This window comes from Bremerella sp. P1, from assembly GCF_028748185.1.
Taxonomy (GTDB): Bacteria; Planctomycetota; Planctomycetia; order Pirellulales; family Pirellulaceae; genus Bremerella.
Window position 1 is genome coordinate 5,039,237 of the sequence record NZ_CP118164.1, and the last position, 20,537, is coordinate 5,059,773.

9 protein-coding genes are annotated in these 20,537 nt (G+C 56.2%); all 9 read right to left on the reverse strand.

All coding sequences use genetic code 11. From position 1 onward, the window contains the following. Positions 1-13: 13 nt before the first annotated feature. Positions 14-1,408, reverse strand: a complete 1,395-nt coding sequence (locus PSR63_RS21150) for a hypothetical protein (RefSeq protein ID WP_274327662.1) — start codon at positions 1,406-1,408, stop codon at positions 14-16. A gap of 26 nt (positions 1,409-1,434) precedes the next feature. Further along, positions 1,435-2,916 carry a class I adenylate-forming enzyme family protein gene (locus PSR63_RS21155; protein ID WP_274327663.1) on the reverse strand — a complete coding sequence of 494 codons (1,482 nt, stop codon included), beginning with the start codon at positions 2,914-2,916 and terminating at the stop codon, positions 1,435-1,437. Then, positions 2,901-4,253, reverse strand: coding sequence for an aspartate aminotransferase family protein (locus PSR63_RS21160; RefSeq protein ID WP_274327664.1), 1,353 nt, complete (start codon positions 4,251-4,253; stop codon positions 2,901-2,903). Before PSR63_RS21160 ends, PSR63_RS21155 begins: the two co-directional genes overlap by 16 nt. A 52-nt stretch (positions 4,254-4,305) precedes the next feature. After that, positions 4,306-5,796 carry an SDR family oxidoreductase gene (locus tag PSR63_RS21165; RefSeq protein WP_274327665.1) on the reverse strand — a complete coding sequence of 497 codons (1,491 nt, stop codon included), beginning with the start codon at positions 5,794-5,796 and terminating at the stop codon, positions 4,306-4,308. 21 nt (positions 5,797-5,817) lie between these two features. Continuing rightward, entirely contained in the window at positions 5,818-6,582 is a 765-nt protein-coding gene (locus PSR63_RS21170) for an SDR family oxidoreductase (protein WP_274327666.1), read from the reverse strand. Next, complete coding sequence (locus PSR63_RS21175) at positions 6,579-7,742, reverse strand: aromatic ring-hydroxylating oxygenase subunit alpha (RefSeq protein ID WP_274327667.1); 1,164 nt, start codon at positions 7,740-7,742, stop codon at positions 6,579-6,581. The genes PSR63_RS21170 and PSR63_RS21175 overlap by 4 nt, the downstream gene beginning before the upstream one ends. Then, positions 7,733-8,416 carry a 4'-phosphopantetheinyl transferase family protein gene (locus PSR63_RS21180; protein WP_274327668.1) on the reverse strand — a complete coding sequence of 228 codons (684 nt, stop codon included), beginning with the start codon at positions 8,414-8,416 and terminating at the stop codon, positions 7,733-7,735. The genes PSR63_RS21175 and PSR63_RS21180 overlap by 10 nt, the downstream gene beginning before the upstream one ends. Continuing rightward, a complete protein-coding gene (locus tag PSR63_RS21185) occupies positions 8,413-19,212 on the reverse strand; it encodes a type I polyketide synthase (protein WP_274327669.1) in 10,800 nt (3,599 codons plus the stop codon). Before PSR63_RS21185 ends, PSR63_RS21180 begins: the two co-directional genes overlap by 4 nt. A 468-nt stretch (positions 19,213-19,680) precedes the next feature. Continuing rightward, on the reverse strand, positions 19,681-20,514 hold the full coding sequence (locus tag PSR63_RS21190) for an MBL fold metallo-hydrolase (RefSeq protein WP_274327670.1): 834 nt from the start codon (positions 20,512-20,514) through the stop codon (positions 19,681-19,683). Positions 20,515-20,537 lie beyond the last annotated feature (23 nt).

The following is a 20,537-nucleotide window of genomic DNA, read 5'->3' on the forward strand; positions in this document are numbered from 1 at the left end:
GCCAAAGTAATGCCTAGGCGGAAGGACCGGCGGCACTATGGGTAATCTGGTCGATGTATCGCGAAAGAAGTTCGTGCGACTGATCCAGCGTGTAGTGAAAGGGATCATGCTTGAGGCTGACGAAGATCTGGTTAGCCGAAGTGCAGACGCAAAACGCGGCGGCAGTGTTGGGGCGGCAAGGTGGCGTGCCGGTGAGACCGTCATACACGAGATTTCCGGCGGTCAGCCCACCGTCGGCAGGGGGAAGCTTCGATTGAAATCGTCGCCAGGAATTACCGAAGTTGGTCAGGACGGCCGTTGAGAAACAGGAAGAACCATTAAGCATCCATGGGAGCAGTCCCAGTGATTGCACCGCGGCCAGTCCTCCAATGAAATGACGAGAGAGATTGTCTTTGCGAATTGCCGCCGTTTCAGGAGCGAGCGAATCGAGTAGTTCATCTGGCTTTCGGATCAGATTGCCACGTCGTGCCATAAAGGCGAAGCCGATGTCGTTGGTGGTCGGCATCGCGGCATCGCCACGGCCTCTTAGACTTTGCGGCATGAGGATTCTCAAGTGACGCGAACCGACGTCAATACCTTGATCCCCCATCCAGTCGTGAAGCGTTACGAACAGATCACGTAGCAGCACGTCATTGACCGTAACCTTTTGGGCGGATGTCCATTTGCGCATTGCCAACGTGGCGTCCACACTAACAGACTTGGTGATATGTCCGTTCTGTTGCCGGGTAGCGTCATCGTCTAAGCGAGGAAGCTTGGTGGTCATCGGCAGGGGACGCTGCATGAAAAAGTTACTTGCTCCGTAGATCCCACAGTAGACGTCATAAAGGCCACGCTTCCAGCCTGGGTTTTCCAGCGCAGAATTGCAGCGGTTGAGTAGACGTTCAGGCTCCCACTTTCGCGGCTTAACGAATTTCGCGCCGGGCGTAGCGTTGTGGTAGGCCGTCAACAAATCTTCGACGAATGCGATCGAACCAACGCCATCCGATGTGGCGTGGTGAAAATGAAGCAGAAACGAGGATCGCTCGCTTCCGGGTCGCACAAAGATTTTGATGCCGAGGTCTTGGGAGAGGTCAACAAATGCATCGTATCCAGTCGAATAAGGTACGCCATATTCATCCCATTCGACCTCTGGCATGCGATCCGTTAGCTGCCAGACTAGACCGAGCTTTTTGTCTTTCTGGACAATGCTTCGAAAGAAGGGAGCCCGCTGGATGGCGAACGCGAGAGCTTCCTCGAAAGGACCCCGTTCAATGGTGCCTTGGACGTGAACTTCGATGTCGCACATCATCGGGTACTGCGAACGTCCGTCGGCGAGCATAAATGCTTCGACCGGCGAAAGAGGCAGAGGAAACAGCTTGGCCAACTGAGACTTGACTTCGGAATTCGGCTGCATGGCAAGCTGTGGCATGTTGATTTCCTGCGGTTGCGAAGTGATCAAGGAAGCTCTTTCACTTGAATCTTGCCCGCCGGGTTCCGGGGGAGCTTTTCGACGATCGCGAAGTCGCGAGGGCGCTTGTAGTAAACAAGGTGTTCGTCGCAGTAAGCTTTCAGGGCGTCCTCATCGATTCCGTCATTGACGGCAACGGCCGCTTTGACGATCTCTCCCTTAGACTTGAGTTGTCCGGCATAGACTTTCACTTCGCGAACGCCAGGCATCGCCGCGATGACTTCTTCAACTTCACAAGGTACGACCTTCAGTCCCAGGACGTTAATCATCTCGCCCGTGCGACCGCGGAGATGGATGACGCCATCTTCGACAACCTTCGACAGATCGCCCGTCTCGAAGAAACCTTCGGAATCCCATGGTTTCAGGACTTCACCCGTATCGGATAGATAGCCGGTCATCATCGACGAACTCTTCACATGAAGCTTGCCGACCCCGGGTGCCAGTCCTAGTTCATCGGCGTTGGCCGGCGGACGAACACGGACTTCGACGCCATCCATCGGTGGTCCAACACGACCGTCAACATCTTGACCATCCGCGATTGTTGCTACTGAAATACCGCCGGTTTCTGTCGTTCCGTAGAGAGGGCAAACGGTAACACCAGTTTTTTTGCGGAACTGATCAGCCGACCGTTTGGGCATCATAGAGCCTGCAGTCAGCAGCCATCGCAATCGTCCGAAATCGATGCCACCGCCGAAGAGCAGTATGTCAATGTGGGCAGGGACCATCGGCAGAACGGTGACAGGGAAATCTCGCAAGACACGAGCTAGTTGCTTGATGCTAAACTTTGCGGTGGTGACGATACTTGCTCCGGTCAGAAGCGGAACCATCGTCGTAACGCCATAGCCGTAGGCATGGCTCATCGGTGGAATAGCCATCATGCAATCATCTTCGCAGATAGCCATTGTTGCCGTATAGTGCCGAGCTTCTTCCATCGCTGGAAATCCAGGGCGCAGGGCAATTTTGGGCAGTCCCGTCGAACCGGAAGTTGGATGCAGGGGAACGCCGCGAAGCTCAGGGCCTGGGATATTGGTCGGTTCGGGAAAACGACCCAGCAACAGGCTCCAGTCGTCGCCAGCGAAAATCATCCCATGTTGTTCGAGGACCGACTCGGCCTGGTCGTCTCCGCCTGAGGAGATCAGCCACTTCACGCCGAATCGCTGCGCGTAACGAGCCAACTCGGCCGGTGGTGTCATCACGTGAACCAACAGCGGAGATGCTTCGCAGGCAAGAATGGCTGTAAGTGCCACGGGGAACATCGGCCCGTTGGCGATCGTGACCAAAACACGATCGCCTGCAGCGATGCCCTTCTGTTTCAGGGTCTGCGCGAGCTGCTGTCGCAGACGTTGAAATTGATCGGAAGAGACACTGCGGCCAGAATCTAAGTCGAAAATCTGACCGCGATAGCTTTCCGCCGCCTCCAGTATGGGAGTAGGGCTCCATACGGATTTTGGCGTTAACGTACCAGGCATTGTCGAGCACCTTCTTCCCAACGCTCCAAGACTTCGTCGATGTCACTCGACGAATGAGCGATGGATAGGAACATCGGTTCAAATTCATTGGGGTGGAAATAGACACCACGCTGTTGCATCCAGTGTTGGAACTGAATGTAGCGTTCAAAGTCGGCATGTCGTCGGACGTCTCGATAGTTATACAGTCCGTCGGTTTCTTCCTTTGTGATCATGGCTGCCATCAGCGGACCCAAGTGATTCACTTGAGCCGGAATGTTCAGGCGCGAATAGATGTCCTTCACGCCGTTGGCAAGTTGATCGGAAACGGCGTGCAAATGTCCGTAAATACCTTCCTTGTCTGCGAGCACGGTATCGAGGACAGCTTCTGCAGCGGACATCACAATCGCATTTCCGGAGAACACGCCACCATGGAACAATGGGCCTTTCACGATACACTGCATCATTTCAGCCGAGGCGCCAAATGCGCTGACCGGATAGCCGCCGCCCATTGCCTTGGACATCACGGTGATGTCTGGGGTAACCAGGTAATGCTCTTGAGCACCACCCGGCGAAACTCGCATGCCGGTGATCACTTCGTCAAAGATCAAGAGGGCACCACAGTCGTGTGCCATTTCTCGGACCGTTGCCAGGTAGCCATCCTTCGGCATCAGCAAACCAGCGTTGCCTGAAATGGGTTCCATTATGACGGCACAGACTTCGTGGCCATGTTCGGCAAGAGCTCGTTCCAGAGCATCGAGGTCATTCCACTGGACCGTGATGACGTCCTTGATGCTGTCGCCCATGCCCGAGGTACCGGGGATCGCCGGGCCATAGCCTTTTTCAGGTAGTTCTTCCAACGGAGCATGGTACTTGGTAAACACCGCTTCGCTCCAGCCGTGGTAATGGCCTTCAAACATGATTAGCTTGTTGCGGCCGGTGTAAGTCCGTGCAAGACGGACGGCGGAAGCACATGCTTCGGTTCCCGAGTTAGCGAATCGAAGAAGCTCGATGCTTGGGAAAAGCTTCTTGATCTTTTCAGCCACACGCATGGTGACTTCGGTTGGGAAGCCAAGCTGGCTGCCTTGCTCAGAGATTTGACGATAGACGGCCTCGATTACGGCCTTGGGACGATGCCCCAGCAGCAGTGGACCGTACGACATGTTGAGGTCGATGTATTCGTTGCCGTCAACATCCCATAGGCGGCAGCCTTCGGCTCGATCGGCAACCAGTGGGATATGGTAAGGCAGAACCCGCATGGTGCTGCTATCGCCACCAGCCAGGCTGTTCTTTGCACGTTCGAGAACTTCCGAGCTTACCGAGCAGTTAGCGGCTTCAAATTTGGAAACAGTACCGGACATAATTAATCCCCTGTGAGATTCGCTGACGATGTTGTCGATCGTGTCTTGCTACTTATTGGATGAAACTGGACTGACTCTCGGCCTTGGTGGCGGTCGAGAACTCTTGAAAACACCGGGCGATTTCTTCGGAACTGGTAGCATTCCCAGCTGTGAACAATCGTCCTGATTGCAGTGCGGCTTCCCAACTGAGTTGGCCGCGAGTGATGCGATGGAATGTATCGGAGTTGAGATAGCAGGTTGAGCTGTCTCCGTTCTTGAGTCCGGATCCAATGCCCACCAGGCGACCGTGATCCAGAATCATGTGCCATTGACCACCGCCATTTCCGCTGATGCGGAGGCTGACGTAACGTCGGTCATCGGAGTCGTCCGATGATCGAGTGGGATTCATCCAGGGCGCGAGTTCTTCGGCTATCGGGAACTTGCGACTGACGGGTGTTTCTCTCGGCCAACCGAAGTTCTTGTCGATGGCATACTTCACCAGCAGATCCATCAGGGACTGATCGACCTGAGGGCAGGGCAGGTGAGGTAGGCACGTTTCGGTGCGAGTACTATCGAAGGTCGGATCGTCGCTCCAATACGACTGATAAACCTTCATCTGATCGCGGAATGAGTCCATCATCTTTTCCGCGTCTTCCGAAAGCTTCGACTGGTCGGCTTCTTCGTGCTTGGCCAAATCGAGAACAGCTTCCCCAATGGAGGCCAACATGTCGGCAACGGTTGCCGCTTTGGGGTTGGTGAAGTGATAGGTCTCGCCATGAAGGTCTTGGCGAGCGATAACTTCGGTCATAGCAGCCGAAACCCAGTCGACTGGCACAAGGTTTTTGCGCTCGTCACCCGAGAGCGCCAACGTGCCGAGCCAGTCTCCTTGGGCAATCACATCCCAGGGTAGGGTTGTAACCAGCGTATGAACGAGTCGGAGCGGCGTGTAAAAGCCGTGATACGACGTGGTGAAACCAGTTTGAGAGTCTCCCACGATGATCGACGGACGATGAACCGTTAGCGTATCGAATCCTGCAGCACGGACTTCCTTTTCGGCCGTGATCTTGCTGGATTCGTAGTCGTTGCTGGGAAGTTGGCCGACATCCAATTCGTCCTCACGAATGACTTCGCGACGCTGCCCGCATACGTAAGCGGTCGAGACGTGGTGGAACTTTCGGATGCCCGCCTCGCGGCAGAGATCGAGCATGTTGCGCGTGCCATGGATATTGCTACGCCATGGTTCGCCGCCTTCTTCCTCCGCATAGAAGGTCAACGAAGCAGCCGAATGAACAGCTGTGTCGCAGTACTCTCGGACCCACTGCTGATCTTCGTCGGACAGTCCACACATTGGCTGTGTGATATCGCCTTCGAGAACGATAGGACGCACCAGTGCGTGCCCCAGTTCCTTCTCCCAGTAGGTCATGGCCGTTTCGATACGACCCACCGCCGATTCGATTCGCGATGGGCGCACGATGACCGCTAGCGGAATGTCCGCCAATGTCAGATCGCGAAGTAGGTAGCGGCCAAGTAAGCCTGTGCCGCCAGTTAACAGGTGATACTTCATAGTTTCCTATACTTTGCCTGCTTAAACGTGAACCGCCGCGCCACCATCGACGACCAGCGTTTCTCCTTGGACCAAATCGGACAGAGGGGATGCGAGGAAGATCACCGCGTTGGCGATATCTTCGATGGAAAGCATACGATCCCCCATCATTGTTTTGTCTTTACGGTGAGCGAACATCTGGTCTGCACCGGGCAGACGCTTGGTTGAATCCGTTTCGACAAGGCCAGACTTGATGATGTTAACGTTGACTCCTTTGTCGCCGACTTCGAGGGTCAGGTGACGTGCGAGGCTTTCCAGAGCGGCCTTCGAGCTTCCGATCAAGCCGTACCACGGCAACGCCGTATCACTACCATGGCTGCTGATGCCAATGACCTTGGCTCGACCCTGGCTCTTTTCCAGCAGCGGCATGCCGGCTTGTACCAGGTACAGCATGGCCAGAACGTTGGTGTGATAAGTGTTCTCGAAATGCTTTTCGTTTGCGGCGAGCAGCGGGCGGAAGCCGCCGGTGGCTGCGTTGCTGACAATGATGTCAAGCTGCTGGATGTGCTCACCGATGTACTCCATCATCGATTCGACATCATCCTTCTGGCTGACATCCGCCTTGACGACGAAAGAACGGCGACCCATTGCGCGGATCTCTTTGGCCGTCTCCATGGCAGCGGATCGGGAGGTCACATAGTTCACGATGACGTCCGCACCAGCTTCCGCCAGACGAAGCGCACAGGCACGGCCCATGCCTCGCGAGCTACCGGTGACGAGAGCCATTTTTCCGGTCAAATCAATCATGAAGTCTTACCTTTATAGCTAATTGGAATAGTGTCTCGTTGAGTGTGACCACTGCCATCGTTCACGGCACGGTCAATATAATTTTGAAAGTGATAAACGCGTTCTTCTCGCGTCGAAATCAAACCACCCAAGGGCTGGTCGACCGAACTCAGACCGTGTTGAACCTGTGTCATGACCTGGGCATCTTCATCGCCAACTTGGCATAAGAAGTCATTGGCCCAACGGCTAATCAAGTAACGATTCCAGAGTCTTCGCAGTTTGCCCTTCTGGCCGACGTGGCACATCAGCCGAATGATCGATATCGAACTATTGGGTGATACAGGGACTACGCATTCCACCCAGCGATAAAGCGATAGATGGGCGATCATGACATTTGGGTAGTGAGCGACGTGTTGATACTCAGGGGTTCGGTCGCGACCAACGAGCCAATGCCCAAATTTGTCGAGGGATGCTCGAAAGGACTGCTCCTGGCTGAAGTCAACGCGAAGGGAACTTCCCCAGTCGTCTAGTTTGTGTTCGCAGTCTTCTTCCGAAGGTGACTCGCCGAATGTCTTGGGATGGACCTCGGTCGTGTGATAGCTTTCCAGAGCATTCTCGATGAGGCATTTCCAGTTTGCTTGAATTGGTCGATTGAGAACAATCGCCGTATGCATGTCAGGCGAAAACCACTCCTGGTAGGTCGTATACATCTCGCCCAGGAATTCGCGAAGCGAAGGGCCTTCATCAGTCAGGTTAATGAAGAGCAGCTCGCCACAGGTTTCCAGGCGATACTTTTTTAGCCCTAACATGCCCTGCTTCAGAGGACGAAACGACTTAGCGTCGGGGATCTTGCGTACGTTACCGGTCTCGTCGAACTGCCAGCCGTGATACTGACAACGAAGGCGTTCACACGTACCGCAGGAATCACTACGCAGTTTTGAGTAACGGTGCGAACAAACGTTCAAGAAGCAGTGGAACTGGTCATCGCATCGCCAAATAATGAGCGGACGACCGTACATCTCAAGTGTTACGTAGCTTCCGTTTTGGGGGAGCTCACTCTTCAGGGCAACCGCATGCCAAGTAGGAATCAGAAGTGAGTCGACCTCTTTCTGAAGAACTTCTTTACTCGTGTAGCAGTCGCGTGAAAGGATTTGTGGATGGTGCTGGGTACTTAAGAACACAATGACACCTCCTGTCCTGACGTGTTACTCCATACCGCCGTCGCGGCACCTTGGTTTGTGGCACGAACCCAAGTCGTCAACGGATCAACATCGAGCCCGTGAATGCGGCTACGGACTTGATTCTTGTCGATCGAAACAAGCTCGACGGAGCGAGGATCCCACTTGCTACCATCGCCGCAGGCCTTGAAGATCGATTCCTTCAGCGCCCAAGCAACCGGCAAGCGGTTGGAAACATCATTTTCAATCCACTTCACTTCCTGATCGCTAAACCAGTGCGATCGAAAACTTCTCGTCTCGGGAACGCAGGATGCTACGTCGACGCCGATTCGAGCATGACTGCTGGCAATTCCAACCAGAATCGCCTGATTGCTATGCGAAATCGAAAGACGACAAGCACTGGCCATTCCACCGACTGAGACGGCGGGAGACTTTCCGAGGCCATCTGCACCTCGGGATAGGATTTCCACCTCACGCAATATGTCCACTTGCGACGAACGAGCAACGAGACGCTTAGCGATCCAACGTCCGGCCAACCACTGGCTACGTCGTGAAGAGTCTTTCCAGAAGGAAAGCTCCGACAACTCCAGTTCGGTCAACCAAGTTGACGCCTGGGGGATACCCAGCTTCTCGAAGTTCGCGACGTAGCGAACTGTACGTGGGTAGGAAGAAATCATTTCACCTCCCCTCGCATAAGAATGACTTTCTCGTAACCGGTCGCCTTGAGAATGACGGTGCCGTCCTGTCCGACAACAACCATGTCGTACAACGCGGACTTCTCTGCGATGTTGCGACAGGTGAAGTGGACGTAGCAGTTCTCGCCATCTTGCGGAACGCGTCCTAGTTCAAGTAACTCGATCTTGCGTGGCAGCGATACAGCGCCTTCGCCATGCAAATACAAGTGGCAACCGCATGCGTAAAGAGCCGAATCGAGAACGCACGAGGGGACAATCCATCCGTCGCGTTTTGACTCGCCGGTCAAATCTACCAGGGGTTGCGCCACGATATGGCCCCAACCATTGGATGCTTCGCAGCTAATGGCTTTCAAACAGCGGAAGGGTTGGCCGTGATAAATGGCGCTGTCTTCCGGGTACTCAACGGCGTGCCATTCACTCGGGAAGGTTGGCAGGGTCGTCGTTGGTGCGGCAGGCGAATCGGCAACAACCGCTTTCGCTTCCAGGTACAGCCGATCCTTCTGGATCAAGCCACCGGTTCGGTTGCGGAAGTCGCAAGTCCAGCGGCATTGAACAAGCTGATCGTCAATTAATTCGCTGCGAGCCTGTGCCGTTTGCGGGTTGTCGGTGTGGAAGACGAGTCCATCCACCATGTCGACATCACGGAAAGCAACTACCGTTTTACCGCTTGCGATCGCTGCTGCCTCACGCAAGGCTTCCAAGGTAGCCACAACCGGCATGATTGGTTTGCCACGCAGGCGATGCTGGATCAGGAACGGATCCGCGGTTGGATCAAGCGGAACGTCTCCGATCAACTCATCCCCTTCGCGGCGGGTCGTTTGGATGAGTGGGACATCGCTGGCCTCTTCACCCGAACGCGGTTGGAACTCGCCCAATGGGTACTGCTCTTCCGGGTAAAACATGGGATAGAAGTCACCGAACGTATAAAGCGTTTCGGCCTTCTTTCCGCCACCGGCCATTTCTTCTTCCAGTCGGCGGACGCCTTCCTCTGGCAGCATGTATTTCATCTTCATCACGCTGCGCGGTCCCCAGGCAAAACGGGACAGGGTAGCGATGCCAGCCCCTTCCCAGGATTCCCAGTGAATGCAAAGGGTCGTGCAGTCGGGACTAGCCTTGCGGTGCCAGTCGAGGGCCTTCGACATCGAGTCGTTTCCGGCGGCGTAGTCGCTGAGCCCGTTGCCCCCGAAACGACCGCTAATCGAACCGAAGCCGATGCAGTGCGTCAAAGGGTCATTCTTGGTGAGGGCAAGCAAGTGCATGAGTCCATCGAACTTCGTGCGTACTAGCTTCTCGACGAATCCACGTCGCTTGTGCTCGAAGCGACCTGGCTCGATCAGCCCGGCACCATGCATGAGGCCAGTCACGGGGCCATCGGTTGCTCGGACCTTGTCCAACGCTGCGGAAAGTTCGTCCCGGCTGGTAACATCGCATTGATGGTACGTTGCCTGAATGCCTGCTTCGGCAAACTTCTGTAGGTTGTTGAAGATCTCGCAATCCTTCAAGACTCGATCCCAAGCAGCGCCGGGTGATTGCCCATCGGCGACAGCCTGACGGGTGATCTGGGTCTTGTAGGTCTTGAGTTGCTCTTCGTCGAAGTTGCGCCACGGAGCGTTTACGATCGGCGGTGGGCTCTTGCCGAAGAGATGAAGTTTCCAGCCATAACGTCGAGCAAGTTCTCGGGCCGCGATAGCGGTGATCCCGCGTGCGCCGCCGGTTACTACCCAGACACCGCCTTGCGGAATATTGGCGAGCGGTCCAAGAGGAAGGTCGACCGGAATGGGGCGTACGACGCATCGCTTGCCAGCGTTCCAGCTCACTTCGACTTCAGGCCGATACGATGCCGCTTCACGCAGCAATGCATCAACGACCACTTGCGACGATTCGCCAGCGGGGGAGTCGATCACTTTGCATCGAGCTGCTCGCTCATCACGACGTGAATCTTCGATATGCAGTGACTTAACGAAGCCAGCCATGCCACCGCCATCGGGCAGTGATACAGTTGACTCGAAGCCGAAGTCACCACCAAGGCTCGTTGCGGCGACAAGTGTGCCTGGGCCATGTTCGGTCAATTTGATAAGGCGCTTGTACCAACTCTGGGCGATGAAGAACGGCGCGATGATACCATCGTGTCGTCGCTTCTCGATCGCTTCCGCAGATAGCATATCTGCCTGGGCCGCATCGCGAGCCGAGAGCAGGAACAAGTGACCTGCCGGGCGATCGGGATGTAGCCCATCCAGTTCAGCCAGCAGGGCATCTAGGTCTTCGCGAATACCAAATCGATACACTTCTGCCCCGAGGCCTGCTAACTTCGCTTCCAGAGCAATAGCATCTGCGTTGTCTCCCACAATCCAGACCGGAGTCGAGAAAGTCGGAACGGCAGGGCTATCGGCACCCAGTGGAGCTTCGATCAGCTTGAGCTCACAGCGCTGCGTACGCAGTTCAACCGATGCATCAGGCGGGCCGAGCGGCTCAGTCGACGGCGACGCTGGCGAGGTTTCCTGTGAAGGAGTTTCGCTTTTGCTTTCCGCCAACTTGCCGAGGCCATCGGCGAAACGTTGCCAGTGGCGACGCTCGGTGATCAGAATCTCACTTCGCGGCGCGTCTGCTTCGATTTCACGAATGAAGTGCCCCAGGCCTTCGGCCAGTGGCATGAGAGTCAACTCACTCTTCTCTTGCAGAACGCTTTGTGTTTCTGGACGAGCTGCCATGCCGACTTCGTCCCAGCCGTGCCAGTGGAAGCCCACAGCACGAACCCACGGACGTTGGCGACGGTACGCACCCATCAGCTTGCACAGCAGGTCGCTGGCCTGGCAGTAGTCGGCCTGACCGAAGCTGCCTAGCCGACCGGCGATGGAACCGAAGCCAATCACGTGGCGAATTGGATCCTTGCGGGTAAGGGCCGCCAGGTGAACCAGACCGCCTGCCTTAATGCCGATCGTGGCGTTGACGACATCGACCCGTTTCTTTTCAAAGCGACACGACTTATCAATGCCCGCACCATGGAGGATACCGGAGATTGGACCATCGGTGCGACGAATGCTATCGAGCACATTTGCCAGCGAATCGCGGCTAGACACATCGCATACGTGGTACGTGGCCGAAACGCCTGCCTCTTCGAAGGCTCGTAGCGAACGATCGATTTCAAGGCTCTTCTGCACACGTTCCCATGCTTGAGGAGCCGGTTGACCCGCTTTGCGTGCCGCGATCATCGTCTCTGCTTTGAGCTTTTTCAGTCCGTCCTCGTCCAGAGTACGCCAGCTTGGGTCGATTTCTGGTAGGGGACTGCTTCCCAGCAGGTGCAGCCGAAGCCCATATCGCTTGCCCAGTTCCAAAGCACATGCAGCCGTAATGCCACGTGCACCGCCGGTTACTACCCAAGCTCCATGGGGAAGGCTTGCGTCGTCGGCAATACGTTCAGCGGGAATATCGACAGCAAACGGAACACGACGCGAACCGCCCGACCAGGAGACTTCGTAATCAAGATTTCCAGAAGCCAGTTCGCGGATGATGTCTTCGGCGATTTGACCAGGACAATCACTCTCGCTGGTATCGAACGCTTTCACGCGAGGGCCTTGGCCTCCACGCATCACGGTGTACTCGATGAAAATGGCCTTCATCAGACCAGTCAACGCACCGCTGTGAGCACCGATCGAACCAGACTCGAAACCAAAGTCACCACCAAGCGATGTGGTGGCGACTACGGTAGCTTGGGGCAACCAGCCCTGTTTGTCGGCAATTGATAGCCACTTTTGGCAAACGAACAGGGGCGTTTCCATGCTCACTCGTTGCTGCGAACTCCACTTCGCGGGGTCCGCCATGGCGACCGCTGGGTAGCCATCGCGACCTGTTGTGATGAACAAATGTGGTGCTGGTCCCGCTTCGCAGATGTTTTCCACTTGCGAAACGGCCGTGTCCAGGTCCATCGCATCTGTGATGTGATAAACGACAACGCCATTTTCCTGCAACTTGGCGAGGAGAGCATCTGCCGTTGGGCCAGAGCCCAGCACGACGGCCGCCCCTTGCCAGGTCATGCTCGTAGCGGCTGACGCAGACAACGGAGCATCACGCATTTCCATCTCGAAGCGAGCCGTCACATTCGGCGCTGCAAGCGGGAGATGATTGACGATGCGTTCTGTTCGCAATTTCGGATCAGGCGTTGCCTCGAGCAGGGCAAGGTCGTAAGTAACTGCATCGGATTGGCCAAGAGAACACTTCACCGAGAGCGTGTTCGCAGCATGGTCAAACGTAATGACCAATGCGTCTTGATTATCTTGTTCGACCTGAGGATCTTGTCCGGTTTCGCTCCAATCGGAATCAGCCATCGCGAGGGTTGAAACGCCGGAGGCAGCGACCAGTTCTGGTTGACGCTGCCGTGCGACAGGGCCATCGCTGGCAATCTGAACGCCTTGCGAGGTGAGCTCCATCGTCGCTAGTCGCTGTGTACTACGATCGCTGAACGTTACGCTTCCAGACGGACTGCTTTCAAACGAAGAGGTCGCGTCGATGGCATCTTCCAGCGTCGGTGATGTGCCCAAGATATGGAGCAAATCAGGATCGCCAGATGCTGTAGCCGTGAGGCCACCGCGGTTCATGCCGCCCAGGCAATAGACTGTACCTATCGCAGTGACGCCGACGTGCGGAATTCCCTCGGACGGTTGTCTTAGGAATGTCGCCAGACGAACGGTCTCGCGCAAGGGGCCCATCGCCTGCGAGGTGATCCGCGCGACGTGCTTCATGCCAGCATCAATTCCGCCTTCGGTGGCTACCTGATCAGATTGTGACAGGAGTTCCGCCGTGACGAAGTGATGCACTAATAGGTTGGTCAGAGGGGCTTCGACCGCATCGGCGATCCCTTGCAGTTCGTCCAGTTGGTCTGGAGAAAGCAGCTCGAAGGCACGCTGGCAGCGCTGCGATCCAGGTAGCTCATCGACCGATTCACCGACATACTCAGCGTATGTTTGTAACGTTCGGCGGATCTCGCTACGGAACACGCTGCCATGGGTGAAACCCATTTCGTAAGGCGTACCAGCAAGTGTCTGCAGGGACGAAGCGTTCTCGTTCCACTGATTCTCAGAATTGTCCGCAACCTCAACTTCCTTGGAAGGGGAGGCTACGGCCGGCGCGATGGTTTTAGTTTCCCTGGCCGGCGCCGGAGCGGCCGGGGAAAAAGACGATGCCTCGTTGGCGTTCGAGGTCGCAGAAACTTGTTGGCCATTGGCCGACAGGAAGTCGAGCACGTGACGCAAAGTTGGGAAGTCGTCGAGAGACAACTCGGTCGCCGAGGTGCTGATCTCGAAGTATTCCTGCAATTCGCCGAACAGCTGAGCCTTCTTGATGCTGTCGATGCCGAGGTCGGCTTCGAGGTCCGCATCCAGGTCGACCACTTCCGGCGGATAGCCGGTCTGCTCAACGACAAAGTTCACCAGGAACGATTCCAACTCGGCTGGATTCGCAGGGGATTCCGACGACGCAACGGCAGTACCATTGGCAACGCCATTCGCAGCACCGTTGGTTGGAGGTGCCGGTATAGGCGGAGAAGGCTGCGGCGGTGGCGGTTGGATTGGTGCAACCGCAGCGGCCGGGGCAGGGGAAGCCGCTGCTTCACTGGTCGCTTGACCGTTGGCCGAGAGGAAGTCGACGACGTGACGCAAAGTTGGGAAGTCGTCGAGAGACAACTCGGTCGCCGAGGTGCTGATCTCGAAGTATTCCTGCAATTCGCCGAACAGCTGAGCCTTCTTGATACTGTCGATGCCGAGGTCGGCTTCGAGGTCCGCATCCAGGTCGACCACTTCAGGTGGATAACCGGTCTGCTCAACGACAAAGTTCACCAAAAATGCTTCCAGTTCGGCAGGGCTAGTCGAGCCTGACGGTGCCGCTGGTTCAGGAGTGGCTGCTACAGGAGCAGGTGCGGCTACCGGGGGAGCAATGGGCTGCGGAGCAGGAGCTGGTGGTGCGGCAACTGGCTCTGGTGCGGCAGCTGCCGGTGTGCTGGTCGCTTCACCATTGGCGGAGAGGAAGTCGACGACGTGACGCAGGGTTGGGAAATCGTCGAGAGACAACTCGGTCGCCGAGGTGCTGATCTCGAAGTATTCCTGCAATTCGCCGAACAGCTGAGCCTTCTTGATGCTGTCGATGCCGAGGTCGGCTTCGAGGTCCGCATCCAGGTCGACCACTTCCGGCGGATAGCCGGTCTGCTCAACGACGAAGTTGACCAGGAACTTTTCAAGGTCCACTGCGTTCGACTTCGGAGCCGACTTGGTTGCAGCGCCGTTGGCCGAACCGTTCGTCGATCCGTTGGTGTAGTGGTTTCCTGAACCGTTCATCGACGGCGCAACTGGTGGAACAACTGGCTGCGGTACAACAGGAGCCGAAGGAGGTGTAATCGGTGGAACCGGTTTCGGGGCCGGTGGAGTCGGCGTTGCTACCTTGGGCGGGCTGACTGGCGGGGGAGCAACAGGCTGAGGTGGAGCTGCCGGTGGAGCAGGTTGTGCCTGCGGTGCCGCAGCCGTCGGTCGGTCCGAGGCTCCACGCATCTTTGCTCTTCGACGTTCGGTCGCATCAAAGTGCGGAATATCGTCCATCAGGTTCATCTCGTGGGAAGGTGTTAACGCGGGTTTCTCAGCACGCTGAGGTGCTGCGGAAGTTTCAGGAACAAAGTTTGGTTTGGGAGGTACTGACTGAGCCGAAGCTTCACCAACACCGAGGCAGTCGAGCAGTGCTTGAACGCCCAGTAAGGACTCCAAGGCACCACGCTTAGGATTGTCGACGGCAATGACGTTTGCAGTGCCTGACAGGATTTTTCGATTCAACTTGGTCAGCGTTTGTTGCGGGCCGACTTCGACGAACACGGTTGGAGCCTCTTGATCAAGCTGTTCGATCAGGGGCACGTATTTGACCGGGGTGGTCAGTTGAATTCCAAGGTTTCGCTTAATGCGCTGGACATCGGTAACCTGTTGATTGTCGACCGTGCTGACAAACGTGGTCGACGGAGTCGCAAGCGTTGCGGTTTCCAATGCTTGTTGCAGCAAGCGGCTGGAGCCTGCCATGAGCGGAGTATGGAACGCCGCAGGAACAGCCAGAATCCGGGCTGGGTACGACTTCGCTTTGAGTGCCGTCGCCAACTGCTGCAGAGCGACCAACTTGCCACCAATGACCGTTTGGTCGGGAGCATTGAAGTTGGCCAGGTAAGCCTGGCAGCCACATTCGGCGATCAACTGCTTGATCACTTCTGGAGCGGCCGTTGTTGCTAAGAGTCCGGCATCGTTTTTGGAAGTTGCCAGAATGCCATCACAACGCGCTTTGGTCATGCGGATGACATCATCCAAGTTCCAGACGCCAGCAGCATACAACGCTGGAAACTCTCCGTAGCTATGCCCCAGGACCAAATCCGGAGTAATCCCTTGATGCTTGAGCGTGGCCAGGCAGGTCAGGTCCGCCAGTAGCATGGCGATCTGTGTTTGGAACACGTCCTTGCCAAGTTGCGTAGGAGTTTCCCACGCCAATTGCGAAAACGTTGGGAACCCCTGACGCTGCATTGCCGCGTCTGCCTCGGCAATTGTTTTGGCGGCCTCTGGTGAGACGGCAACCAACTCCTTCAGCATTCCTTCGTACTGGGAACCTTGCCCAGGGAAAACGAAGGCAACACGAGGTGGTGACTGTGGACGCTGACGATAGAAGATACCTTGTTGTTCCAGAACCTGCTGAGCCGAGGCATTCCCCAATTGGCTCGATGCCATTGCCAGCTTCTTGGTAAAGCTTGCCAAGCTGTCCGCAACAATCGCCAGTCGAAATGCATCGCTGGGAGCGAATTTTTTGCCTGCGGCGTTCCAAGTCGACTCGGCGCTATTCACGGCGTCGTTAAGACACGCAAGCAGTTCTTGGTGACTTGCAGCACCAAGACGGATGAGCTTCGCATCAGCGTTTGCTGGTGCCTGGTCGACGGCAGGAGTAGCGGATTCCGGCTTCGGTGTGACGTGCGAACCGTTGTCCAGTAATAGATAGAAAGCTTGCCCCTTGGCCCAGTTGGCAACACCACCGAGGCCACGTTGGCTTAGCTTGGTATTGCCGCGGAGCACGGTTTCCAGGTTTGGGCCGGCGCCTTTACGTACGCCAATCCCTTGAGCGACTTCCTGGTTTTGTGACTCGAGTGCGGCTTTGACCAATGCCAGCATGGGGCCACCGCCGCCCATCTGACCGAACTGAGCAGTTGTTGATGCAAGGCTAAGCGGATGTTGTCGTGCCCCTTCGACGTGGGAATGAGCAATCATCGAAAGAGACGAAGAACAGACTTCCGGGCTCTCGTCGGTTTCGAGGTCGACGAATTCGACTTCTGCCGGATCGATTCCTGCCATCGCCGAGCTGCGTTCGACAGCCAGTCGCATGGCTTCTGCCGGATTATCGTGCGTGCCGGTACCGAGACCCCGAATCACGGCACGAATCTTGTCGCCGTCACGGCGAGCATCGGCAAGACGCTTCAGTACGACGACGGCGACGCCTTCGCCGGGAACAATGCCACTGAATTCAGCGTCCCAAAGTTCTTTGGCCTGGCCGTCTTTACTGAGAAGTCCAGCAGCCTTCAGACCATCGTAAATGGTTGGTCCCATGCGGCGTTGACCGGCGGCACAAATCATCATGTCGTTATCGCCGGAAAGCAACGAGTCGATGCACAACGCGATGCCGGACATGCCACTGGTAGCACCACTGTCGATCGCAACGGCTCCACCCTTCAGGTCAAGTGTCTTGCTGATCCGCGACGCAAGGGTGCTGCTGGTAAAGCTTCCGGTTTCATCAACCAACGCAGGCCACTTCTTCAAGAGATGCTTGCTGAAGTTCTCGTTGATGGTGTTGATTTGCTCAGGCGACAATCCCTTCTCGGCCAGGCGTCGAGCGAGAATTGCCTGCATCTCGGGAATGCGAAGTCCCATCTCCAACTGATCGGAGAAGTCACCACCGAATTCGGTGCAAACGACGACCCCTGCAAGTTCCTTCGGGATGGAATCGCGATCGTAGCCTGCATCTGCGAGGGCCTTTTCGCTGGCATCCAGAAACATAAACTGAAGCGGATCCGCTTCCTGGACCTGCTTAGGCGGAACGCGGTGCTTTCGCCAGTCGTACTCATATTTCTCGATGAAACCGCCCAGCGGAGCATAGCCTTCTCGGCTGGCTCGATCGCGCGACTGGGGCGACCAGCGGTCACCGGGTGGTTGGCTCTTCGGGTCAGTACCCGATTGAACGAGGTTCCAGAATTGATCGAGTTCGTCAGCACCTGGGACGATACAACCCATGCCGACAACGGCGATGGCTCGATCCTCAGCCGATTCGGTGGCAGGTTTGCTTGGACCACAGATCTGTTCGGGAGTTTGACCGACGTATTCATCGATCACGACATGCATGTTCAGCCCGCCAATGCCAAACGCATTTACGCCGGCACAGCGCGGTCCGCCATCTTCCGGGGCTTCCCAAACGGCTGGTTGCATCGGAACGAAGAAGGGGGACTCGTCCCAAGGCACCTTCGGATTGAGTTCTTGAATGTTGATCGCGGCCGGGAACTGCTTGTGCTGCATGCAGAGCACCGTTTTGATCATCCCTGCAATACCGGCGGCTTCGAGTGAATGCCCGATATTGGCTTTGGCGCTGGTGATCGGAATCTTTTTGCCTGGGGCGAACTGGGGCTGAAGAACTTCGCGGAGGGTTTCCAGTTCGGTGGCATCGCCAACCTGGGTCGCGGTCGCGTGGCACTCCTGATATTGCAAACGCGAAGCATCGGCACCGCTGCGGTAAGCGCGACGCATGGCTCGCATTTGGCCTTCTTTACGCGGGGCCCAAAGGCTTTTCCCTCGTCCATCGGTGGCCACGCCCAGTCCACGGACGACTGCCTGGATTGGATCGCCGTCGGCAATCGCACGATCGAGCGTCTTCATGACCAGAGCGACGTAGCCTTCGGACATAATCAGGCCGTCAGCATTGGCATCGAATGGACGGCTATCGTCCTTGGTCAACGTTTGGGCATTCGAGAACAGCACCAGCGAGTCCGATTTGCAATCGGAAGCTCCCCCCACAACCACAGCGTCTGCACGCCCACGCTGCAAGGCGCGAGCACCCATCAGCATGGCATGAAGCGAGGACGCACAGGCCGAGTTCAGGGCCAACCAGCTTCCGTCGAGACCGAAAGCCTTGGCGACGGTTCCGGCAACCATGTTGCAGTTCAGGAAACGCGTCGAGTCGGGACCTGGCGGCAACTGCTGATTGAGTTCCGCAAGAAGTTCCTGCTCAGCGGCCTGACGAATTTCAACAGGGAGATCGTGGAAGCCGGGCGTTTGCTCAAGCAGGGCGATCGCGTCATCCAGGTATGTCTGGAACGTTAGTTCTCCCAGGCGTGAACTTCCCTGGGCATGACCGATGAAGACAGAGACGTTTCGATTGGGCAGTTGGAACGGATCGTAGCCGGCGTGTCGGAATGCCTCGGCAGCGACCTCCGTCATCAATAGATGGGTGTTATCGACGGAATCAATCAACGATTGCGGAAGAGGGCACCGCTGACGGTTGAACGTCCGGTCGTGAAGCAGCGCAGCCTTGGTGGAGTAAGTCTTGCCCCGAGTCCCTTTTTCGGGATGGTAATAAATATCTCGATTCAAGCGCTCCGGCGGTACCTCACCGACGGCGGACTTCCCCTGAGAAATAAGTTGCCAGTACTGCTCGAGATTTGCCGCGCCTGGAAGCCGGCAAGCCATACCAACAATCGCTACCGGAACATCGGTTCGATCGGTCGTGATTGACATCTAAATATCCTGAAGGCCGACCGGGACACCTCCTTTCGTTCGGTCATACCGCAATGGAACCCTGATGTAGTCCATCCTTGTCGTGACTGCCTAATGTGTGAACGCATGTATACACCTGCTAGCCGCAATTCCAATCTGTTGGAACTAACCAGAAGTTAACGATTGGGTGGGGCTTGCTAGCTGCATCGCATTGGGCAGGATCAACGAAGTTCTATAATTACACAGAATGGGTAAGAAAGGCAATAAAGAGCGGGGGTTTTCCCATGGAAAATCATGGGGGGCAGGCTCAGCAAGTGTTTGAAATTAAAGAGATTTGGTGGAATTCTTCCTTGCATTATGTTGGGTAGTATTCCTCAAAAACGCGTTAACCGGGGGGTAAAGTTCCATACGGCCAATACGTGCCGAAATAGCCGTCTTAACCGGCCCTGTCCGACAAGTGCAAAGATTTTGCTCGCCACCGCGCAAAATCTAAACATCCACGAGGTATTCGCGTTTTGGATGAGTGACGATGCGGCTCACGGGCACTTCCGCATCGTGATTCCAGACGACCGAGTAGGATTTCTCGGCGGCGAAGTCAAATAATTGCTTTTTGACTTCTCGCGTCCGGATCAGATCGAGATCGTAGGAGGTGCACCACAGCTTCCGAATGTGGTGCGTCGTTGGGCCAATATCTCCCAGGTAGATCAGGCCCTGGCTATCCGACTCGACGAGGACTGCTTGATGCCCGAGCGTGTGGCCGCCGGTTTGTAAGACCTGGATACCTGGTACGACTTCTTCCAGGTGGTCGACCAGACGCAGTTGGCCAGATTCTTCCAGCGGCAGGAAATCAGCTGAGACGTAGCCGCCAGACCGTTCCACCTGACCCGAGGTAGCGTCAGCCCACTCTTGCCGGTTGATGATGTATTTTGCGGATGGGAATGTTGGCTGAACGGAGCCATTCACCTTTGAGGTCGCTCCGCCGCTATGGTCCCAGTGCAAGTGGCTAAGGACGACATGGTCGACCTGCTCGGGCGAAACACCCAGCTTGGCCAATTCATCGAGAAGAGGCCAGCCCGGGAAAAGTCCGTGCGATTTTCGGTCGAGCGGCGATAGTTTGGAACCGTGCCCTGTATCGATGAGTACGCAATGTGTATCGCTTCGGGCCAGGACACAGTGCATGGCCAGGGGAACCAGGTTTTGAGCATCCGCAGGCTGGACGGTCTGCCAGATCGACTTGGGGACAATACCAAAGAGCACGCCTCCATCGTGGAGGAATCGCCCGCCGGAGACGATATCGATTCGCCATTTTCCAACTTGAATCATGAATTGTTCCCGAGAAATACAGA